The sequence below is a fragment of the Novosphingobium sp. genome (assembly GCF_031424035.1).
In the GTDB taxonomy this organism is placed as follows: Bacteria; Pseudomonadota; Alphaproteobacteria; order Sphingomonadales; family Sphingomonadaceae; genus Novosphingobium.
Genome location: NZ_JANPGP010000113.1, coordinates 25,872 through 33,646, shown reverse-complemented (window position 1 = coordinate 33,646; position 7,775 = coordinate 25,872). Strand labels below are relative to the sequence as shown.

The 7,775-nt window shown below is 65.1% G+C and carries 11 protein-coding genes; all 11 read right to left on the bottom strand.

Annotation, left to right across the window (positions count from 1 at the left end; genetic code table 11):
* Positions 1-190: 190 nt before the first annotated feature.
* Entirely contained in the window at positions 191-721 is a 531-nt protein-coding gene (gene pal, locus RMO89_RS15460) for a peptidoglycan-associated lipoprotein Pal (RefSeq protein ID WP_310534223.1), read from the bottom strand.
* Positions 722-763: 42 nt separating this feature from the next.
* Complete coding sequence (gene tolB, locus RMO89_RS15455) at positions 764-2,122, bottom strand: Tol-Pal system beta propeller repeat protein TolB (protein WP_310534222.1); 1,359 nt, start codon at positions 2,120-2,122, stop codon at positions 764-766.
* Positions 2,119-3,045, bottom strand: coding sequence for a hypothetical protein (locus tag RMO89_RS15450; RefSeq protein WP_310534220.1), 927 nt, complete (start codon positions 3,043-3,045; stop codon positions 2,119-2,121). The genes tolB and RMO89_RS15450 overlap by 4 nt, the downstream gene beginning before the upstream one ends.
* A 9-nt stretch (positions 3,046-3,054) precedes the next feature.
* Positions 3,055-3,507, bottom strand: a complete 453-nt coding sequence (locus RMO89_RS15445; RefSeq protein WP_310534219.1) for a biopolymer transporter ExbD — start codon at positions 3,505-3,507, stop codon at positions 3,055-3,057.
* A complete protein-coding gene (locus tag RMO89_RS15440) occupies positions 3,507-4,205 on the bottom strand; it encodes a MotA/TolQ/ExbB proton channel family protein (protein WP_310534217.1) in 699 nt (232 codons plus the stop codon). Before RMO89_RS15440 ends, RMO89_RS15445 begins: the two co-directional genes overlap by 1 nt.
* Positions 4,202-4,663: a YbgC/FadM family acyl-CoA thioesterase gene (locus RMO89_RS15435; RefSeq protein ID WP_310534215.1), complete on the bottom strand. Its 462-nt coding sequence runs from the start codon at positions 4,661-4,663 to the stop codon at positions 4,202-4,204. The genes RMO89_RS15440 and RMO89_RS15435 overlap by 4 nt, the downstream gene beginning before the upstream one ends.
* A 237-nt stretch (positions 4,664-4,900) precedes the next feature.
* Positions 4,901-5,278, bottom strand: a complete 378-nt coding sequence (locus tag RMO89_RS15430; RefSeq protein WP_310534214.1) for a histidine triad nucleotide-binding protein — start codon at positions 5,276-5,278, stop codon at positions 4,901-4,903.
* Positions 5,278-5,598, bottom strand: coding sequence for a phosphoribosyl-ATP diphosphatase (locus RMO89_RS15425; protein WP_310534212.1), 321 nt, complete (start codon positions 5,596-5,598; stop codon positions 5,278-5,280). The genes RMO89_RS15430 and RMO89_RS15425 overlap by 1 nt, the downstream gene beginning before the upstream one ends.
* 133 nt (positions 5,599-5,731) lie before the next feature.
* Complete coding sequence (locus RMO89_RS15420) at positions 5,732-5,914, bottom strand: hypothetical protein (RefSeq protein ID WP_310534211.1); 183 nt, start codon at positions 5,912-5,914, stop codon at positions 5,732-5,734.
* 367 nt (positions 5,915-6,281) lie between these two features.
* The gene (gene hisF / locus RMO89_RS15415; RefSeq protein ID WP_310534209.1) at positions 6,282-7,043 is read right to left on the bottom strand and encodes an imidazole glycerol phosphate synthase subunit HisF; all 762 of its coding nucleotides are present in this window, start codon (positions 7,041-7,043) and stop codon (positions 6,282-6,284) included.
* Positions 7,040-7,768 carry a 1-(5-phosphoribosyl)-5-[(5-phosphoribosylamino)methylideneamino]imidazole-4-carboxamide isomerase gene (gene hisA, locus RMO89_RS15410; RefSeq protein WP_310534207.1) on the bottom strand — a complete coding sequence of 243 codons (729 nt, stop codon included), beginning with the start codon at positions 7,766-7,768 and terminating at the stop codon, positions 7,040-7,042. Before hisA ends, hisF begins: the two co-directional genes overlap by 4 nt.
* Positions 7,769-7,775 lie beyond the last annotated feature (7 nt).

Below are 7,775 nucleotides of genomic sequence, written 5' to 3'. Positions count from 1 at the left end.
CCTCCGCGCTTTCGGTCATGCTGATGGCCGGTTTTGCGATGTTCGGCGGCGCTTCGATCGGTATCGACAGCCAGACTGCGGAAGCATCGCTGCTGCCCGCACGCGTCGAACTGCCTGCCATGCCGGCTCTGCCCAGCCTGCCGATCCTGCGCTGAAGTGGGGCCCGACACGTCGGGCACCCTACACTCCATCAATCGATCGTAACGGTCACTGCGCGGCGGTTTTTCGCCCAGGCTTCCTCGTTCGAACCGGTCGCCAGCGGGCGTTCCTTGCCATAGGAAATCGTCGTCAAGCGTGCCGAATCCACGCCAAGGCTGATGAGATAGTTCTTCGCGGAATTCGCCCGCTTTTCACCCAGCGCGAGGTTGTAATCGCGGGTGCCGCGTTCGTCGCAGTGCCCTTCAAGTGTTGCGCGCTTGGCCGGATACTTCATCAGCCACTGCGCCTGACTTTGCAGCGCGGCGGCATCGGCGCTGTCAATGTTGAACTTGTCGGTATCGAAATAGATCGAATCAGCACCCATCAGGGTCGCGACGAAATCGGCCTGGCTGCCGGGGACCGGCGCGCCAATCGTGCCTTGGCCGGTATCGGTTGAGGTCGCGGCATTGCCCGGTTCGGGCGGCAATTGCTTGGGCGGCTTGGGCGAGCAACCGGCCAGTGCGGCGCTGCCTGCCAGAAGCAGAATCAGGACTTTCGCCTTGGTTCGTGATTGCTTGTTCATATTCGACTCCTTTGCCCCCGGGAACTTATAGCTAACGGCCAATTAAGGCAAAACCGGGCCCCATGCCGGGTCGGATGCGTCGACAGGGGTCGGCAGTCGGCGCTCGTTCCTGCCGGTGAGGTCGACCTGCCACAGGGCGGATCGGCCCGTTCCTTTCTCGGTCCGGAAGAACTGGATCACGCGGCCATTGGGCGCCCATGTCGGCGCTTCGTCCTGCCAGCCGCCGGTCAGCGTGCGCATGCCGCCACCGCCCGTGCTCATTACGCCGATGTGGAAATCGCCGGCGATGTGGGTGAAGGCGATCTGGTCGCCGCGCGGGCTCCATTCGGGCGTTGCCGCGCGGCCGCCGAAGAACGAGATGCGCTTCTGGTCCGAGCCATCGGCGTTCATCACGTAGATCTGCTGGCCTCCCGAACGGTCGCTTTCGAACACGATCTTGCTGCCATCGGGCGAGTAGGACCCGCCGACATCGATGCCGGGATTGTCGGTCAGCCGCTTGCTTTCGCCGCCTGCCGCCGAAATCCGGTAGATGTCGGTATTGCCGCCCACCGCCATCGAATAGAGGATCGACTTGCCATCGGGCGACCAGCGCGGCGCGAAGGTGGGATTGGTGCTTTGCGTCACAAGCTTCTGCGTGCCGCGTTCGGTATCGTAGATGTAGATCCGCGGATTACCGTTGAGGTAGCTGAGATAGACGATCTGCTTGTAGTCCGGTGAATAGCGCGGGGTCAGCGCGATGGCCTGTCCGCTTGTCAGGAAGCGGGGGTTCGCCCCGTCGGAATCCATGACCGCCAGCTGCTTCTTGCGGCGGTTCTTTGGGCCGGTCTCGGCGATATAGGCGATGCGGCTATCGAAGAACGGGCTTTCCCCCGACAAGCGCGAATAGACGAGGTCAGAACACTTGTGCGCGGCGCGGCGCCATTCGCCCGGACCGACTACCCATGCGCCCTTGACCAGCTGCTGGCTGAGCGCGACATCATAAAGATAACAGCCGATTGTCAGGTTGCCATCGCCATTGGCGCGGACAAACCCGTGGACCAGCATTTCCGCGCCCTTGCCTTGCCAGGTGGCAAAGGCCGGAGCTGCGACTTCCGTCATCGACGGCGTTGGCAGGCTGGAGGGGCCGGTCGGCTTGAACAGGCCGTTGTTCTTGAGATCGTCAGTGATCACCTGCGCCAGCGCGCGGCCGGTCGCCGCCGTGCCGCCTGCGCTCGCCTGCGTGGCAACATCGGCGTTGGTCGGGAAGGCGGGGATAGCGATGCCGAGGTCAGCCCATGCGCTGTCATCAGTGACGGTGCCGGTCAGCACTTCGCCACTTGCTGGCGGCGGCGTGGTCGGAGCATTCTGCGCCAGCGCGGGCATGGCGAGGCCAGCAAGCAGCATTGCGATTATCGGCTTCATTGGCTCAATTTCCTGTCGAAGGTAAAACGAAGGCGCTGCCAGCCGGCATAGAACTGCGGCGGCAGGCGGAATGGCGCGGCAAGCCGCACGGCGCGCAAGGCCTGTTCCTTGTGGCGATCAGCCTGCGATCGATTGGCGGCATTCACCCCCGTCTGACCGGTCACGCGGGGAGCGCCTGTCAAGCTGCCATCGGGGTTGAGGTCCCATTCCACAGTCGTGGCGAGCAGATCGACATCAAGCCCGGAAGGCGCTTGCCAACGCGGCTTCAGCTGGCGGGCAACCTCGGACACCAGCGACGAGCGAACTTGCTGCGTGATCGAAGGACCAGGCGGAGTCGCCGCCTTGCCATTGCCGCTGGCTGCGCCGGGGAGGAAATCCTTGCCGATCCGGCTGGCCCCGCCGGGGCGCTGGGACGCGGGCGGCAGGAAGTCTTTGCCGACACGCGAGGGCCGCGCTGGCAGGAAATCACTGCCCACCCGGGATTGGCGCTGCTGCTGCGGCGGCGGTGCTTTTGCTGCCGGAGCAACCGGGCGAGGTTGCGCGCGCGGCTGCGGCGCGGGTGCCGGCGCAGCCGCACGCGGAATGGGCTGCGGACGCGGCGGCGCAGGAAGAGCCTTGGGCGCAGAGCGCGGCGGCTCGGGCCGGACCGCGCTTTGCTGCGGTTGTGGCGGTGCGGGTGCGGCCTCCACCGGCGGCGCAGGCTCTTCGGCCAGCGTCGGCGCCTGCGCGGCGGCAGCCTCCTCGCGCGATGGCGAACCGGCTTCGGCGGCGACCGGCCCTTGCAGCGTCACGGTAACCTTGGGGGGCAGTGGCGGCGGTTCCGGCGAGCGCGCGAAAATCAGCCAGGCAAACAGCGCGACATGCGCGGCCACGGCTATGCCGATGCCGACAACGTCCTCTGCCCTGATGCGTGTGGCTGCCATTGTGCCGGGCTATGGGGCCGAAACTGAACTGTCGGTGACCAGCGCGATCGAGCGGACGCCAGCGCGGTTGATCTCCCCTATCACCGTCATCACCGTGCCGTAGGGCAAGCCGCGATCAGCGCGCAAGGTGAGCTGCGGCGGCTTGCCTCCGTTGGCGGCGGCGGCCTGCGCCAGCCGGTCAGGCAATTCGCCGGGGGAAAGCTCGTCCTCGTCGAGCCACATGCGGCCATCACCCGTCATTGACAGAGTCACCTGCTGCGCTGGCTGCGGCAAGGCCTCGGCGCGGCTTTCGGGCAAGTCCACCTTGACCCCGGCGGCGAGCAACGGCGCGGTGACCATGAAGATCGCAAGCAGCACCAGCATCACGTCGACCAGCGGCGTGACGTTGATTTCGGCCATCGGCGCGCGGCCGCCCCGGCGGGAACGGCGGCGTCCGGAGCCAGAGGAAAGTCCGCCAGCCATTACCTCGCCCCGATTTCGCGGGTCAGCGCGGCATGGACCTTGTCGGCAAAGCGCTGCAGCCGCGATTCAAAGCGGTTCACTTTCAGGCTGAGGCGGTTGTAGGCGATCACTGCCGGGATGGCCGCGAACAGACCGATGGCCGTGGCAAACAGCGCCTCCGACAATTCCGGCGCGACACGGGCCATGGTGAAGCTTTCCTCGGCATAGGCGCCCAGCGTCCGCATGATGCCCCAGACCGTGCCGAACAGGCCGATGAACGGGGCGGAGGTGCCGACCGTTGCGAGGATGTTGAGCCGCGCCGCCAGTTTGTCCGCCTCAGCCTCGACCGTGCCGGTCATGGCAATGCCCAGCCGCTGGCGCAGGCCTTCGGGATCGGGGTTCTTCACCGCAAGCGAGCGGCGCAATTCGTTGATCGCCGCGCCGGCAACCCGGGCCGAGGGAATGTCGCCCTTGCCGTGCTCGGCCTGATAGGCCTCGATATCCTTGGCCTTCCAGAACTCGGCCTCATAGGCCTCGCCGCGCGCGTTGATGCCGCGCATCCGCCAGACGAAGGCGATGACCGTGCCCCAGACCCAGATCGAGGCGATCAGCAACCCGGCCATGACCACCTGCACGACAATATCGGCATGTAGAAACAGCCGCAGCGGGTTCAGCGGACCGGCGAGGATGGGGGCAGCAAGGACTGAAGTTATGGTCATGATTCTTCCGTTTGCGGGGGCAACAGGGTGGCGAGGGCCTTGCGCCAGGCGTCGGGCTGACGGCGCGGGCGGCCGTCTGGCGCGATGAAGCCAACGCGCAGCCGCGCCTCGGCCAACAGGACGCCATCGCGGATGGCCCTTTGATGAATGCGGCACGATGCCGCGCGGATTTCTTCGGCGACGCTTTCGATCAGCACGGTATCGTCAAGCCGGGCCGGCGCGGCATAGCGGATGGTCAGTTCGCTGACCGCATAGGCACCCTCGCCCGCTTCCTGCGCGGCGCGCTGGTCTATACCCAGCAAGCGCAGGAAATCGGAGCGCGCCCGTTCGAACCAGCGCAGGTAATTGGCGTGATAGACCACGCCCGACAGGTCGGTATCCTCGAAATAGGCGCGCACCGCGAAACGGTGGATCGGCCCGTCGAGCACGCCGCCGGGAGGTTCAGGATACGCAGCCATCGGCGGACTCTTAGCCGGTGCGGGACTCGCAGGGCAAGGGAAGGGTGTGCCGAATTGTGCGGCAGGTGCGGTTTGCGGAGTCTTTGCTGGATGCGCCCATCACTTTCGTGACGCGCTTGCGGCACCGGCCCACTCCCCCGCCCGGCCACCCAGAGCATACACTCTCGTTGGGTGGCCGGGCGGGGGAGAGGGCCGGTGCTGAGCGAGGTCGTGCCAAAGGCGCGACCGATCAACGCATCATTGCGGCACCATCGCGTAGAATTGCCGCCCGCCGAACAGGTGAACGTGAAGATGCGGCACTTCCTGGTGGCCGTGCCCGCCGACATTGGCGAGCATGCGGTAGCCCGGATCGACCAGCCCAGCCTCGCGCGCGACTTGCCCGACGGCGCGAATGAAACCGGCGATTTCCTCTGCCGGGGCCTTCTCGGAGAAGTCGTCCCAGCTGACGTAAGCACCCTTGGGGATCACCAGCAGGTGGACCGGAGCCTGCGGATTGATGTCATGAAAGGCGAGCGCGAAGTTGTCTTCATAGACCTTCTTGCACGGGATTTCCCCGCGCAGGATCTTGGCGAAAATGTTGTTCGGATCATAGGGCGCACGCGGATCAATCGGCATCAGTCGGTCTTTCGGCTGGCTTTTTCGGCAATTCCGGAAGTGCCTTCGCGCCGATCAAGTTCGGCCAGCACTTCGCTGAGCGGCACGGCCTTCGCGCCGAGCAGGATCAGCAGGTGAAACAGCAGGTCCGCTGCTTCGCCGACCAGTTCCTGCCGGTCGCCAGCCAGCGCGGCGATCACGGTTTCGACGCCTTCCTCACCCAGTTTCTGGGCGATCTTGGCCAGGCCGCGGCTGTGCAGCTTCGCCACATAGCTGGCGGCGGGATCGGCGCTGCGGCGCGCGGCGATGGTCGCTTCGAGACGCTGGAGAGTGTCGCTCATAAGGGTGCAATGCGGCGGGTTTCCGCGCGGGTCAAGTGCACGAAAAAGGGCGCCCGTGTCGGTTCGGGCGCCCTTCTCTCAAGCCGCCTGCCGCCGGAAAAGGAGAAAACCGGCAGCATGCGACACGACCAAGTCAATCCCCGTCCTTGTCCTTGCGGTTCATCGCCATGCGGCGGCCGATCAGCAGACCGGTGATGCCGAAAGCGAACAGGGCAAAGTCGGACGGTTCGGGAATGGCATTCGCCACGCGGCCAGCGGTGTTGCTGGCCAGAAGGACCACCGGATAGGCGGCAAGCAAGGCGAGGTTGGTTCCCATCACCTGAGTTAACGCAAGCGCCGTGCCAGTGCGGGATGAGTCCGATGAATCCAGCCGAGTCAGTGGTTAACGACCGCGCCGGCATCATGGTTACCGTAAAATTTACCGACAGTTCCGGCGCTTAAAAACCATTTTCCTACATGCACCGGGTTTGACATGCTGGGCACTCGTGCGCGGCTCTTTGACAGCGAGATCAACTGATTTGGGGCGCAATATGTCACCTTGGTCGATAACGCATTGAATATACAGAAATCTTGCGGGTTACGCGGGGATTTGCCCGTCACCTTGCGGCAGGTCTAGCGATTGAATTTATTGAAATTTATCAGGGTGACGCTTGGGTGACACGGTGTCACCTCTGTCACCCTGTTCAGCCGCGAGCGGGCAATCCCGCCGCACGCAGCGCAGCGTGGGCCTCGGCGATCGAATAGGTGCCGAAATGGAAGATCGAAGCGGCGAGGACCGCGCTGGCGTGTCCCTGCATGACGCCCTCGACGAGGTGTTCCAGAGTACCAACGCCGCCGCTGGCGATCACCGGAACCGATACGGCATCGGCAATTGTGCGGGTCAGTTGCAGGTCATAGCCGGCCTTGGTGCCATCGCCATCCATCGAGGTGACGAGCAATTCGCCGGCGCCCAACTGTGCCAGTCGCACGGCATGTTCGACGGCATCGATCCCGGTAGGTTTGCGGCCGCCATGAGTGAAGATTTCCCAGCGCCCATCTTCCACCCGCCGCGCATCGACCGAGGCGACGATGCACTGGCTGCCCATCTTCTCGGCAATGTCGGAAACGACTTCGGGCCGCGAGACGGCGGCGGAATTCACCGCCACCTTGTCCGCCCCGGCTAGCAACAGCGCGCGGGCATCTTCCACCGTGCGCACCCCGCCGCCGACGGTCAGCGGCATGAAGCAGACTTCCGCCGTGCGCCGGACAATATCGAGCAGGGTGCCGCGCGCTTCGTGGCTGGCGGTAATGTCGAGGAAGCAGAGTTCATCCGCCCCCGCCGCGTCATAGGCGCGCGCCTGTTCCACCGGATCGCCCGCGTCCTTGAGATCGACGAAATTGACGCCTTTGACCACCCGGCCATTGGCAACGTCGAGACAGGGGATGACGCGGACGCGGACGGTCATGACCGGTTGGCCATCGCAATTGCCGCCGCAAGGTCCAGCCGCCCTTCATAGAGCGCGCGGCCGGTGATCACGCCTTCGATGCCTTCGTGGGCATGGAGCGACAGGATGTGGATGTCATCCAGCCCCTTGACGCCGCCACTGGCAATCACCGGGATGTCCACGCGGCGCGCAAGATCAACCGTTGCGTCGATGTTGACGCCTTTCAGCAGGCCATCGCGGCCGATGTCGGTAAACAGCAGGCTGGCAACGCCGGCATCCTCGAAGCGGCGGGCGAGATCGACCACGGACACGTCGGACACGTCCGCCCAGCCTTCGGTCGCGACCATGCCGTCGCGGGCATCGACCGCGACAACGATGCCGCCGGGGAATTCCTTCGCCATGTCCTTGACGAATTCGGGATCCTTGAGCGCCGCCGAGCCCATGACGACGCGGCTGACGCCAAGATCGAACCAGCCGGCCACGGCTTCACGCGTGCGGATGCCGCCGCCGAGCTGCACGTGTCCGGGGAAGGCCTCAAGGATCGATTCCACCGCCTCGCGGTTGCGCTGCTCGCCCGCGAAGGAGCCGTCGAGATCGACGACATGGAGGAACTGCGATCCCGCCTCGGCAAACAGCAGGGCCTGCGCCGCCGGGTTGTCACCATAGACCGTCGCGCGGTCCATATCGCCTTCCGACAGGCGCACGACCTGCCCAGCCTTGAGGTCGATGGCGGGAAATACGATCATGAAGTTA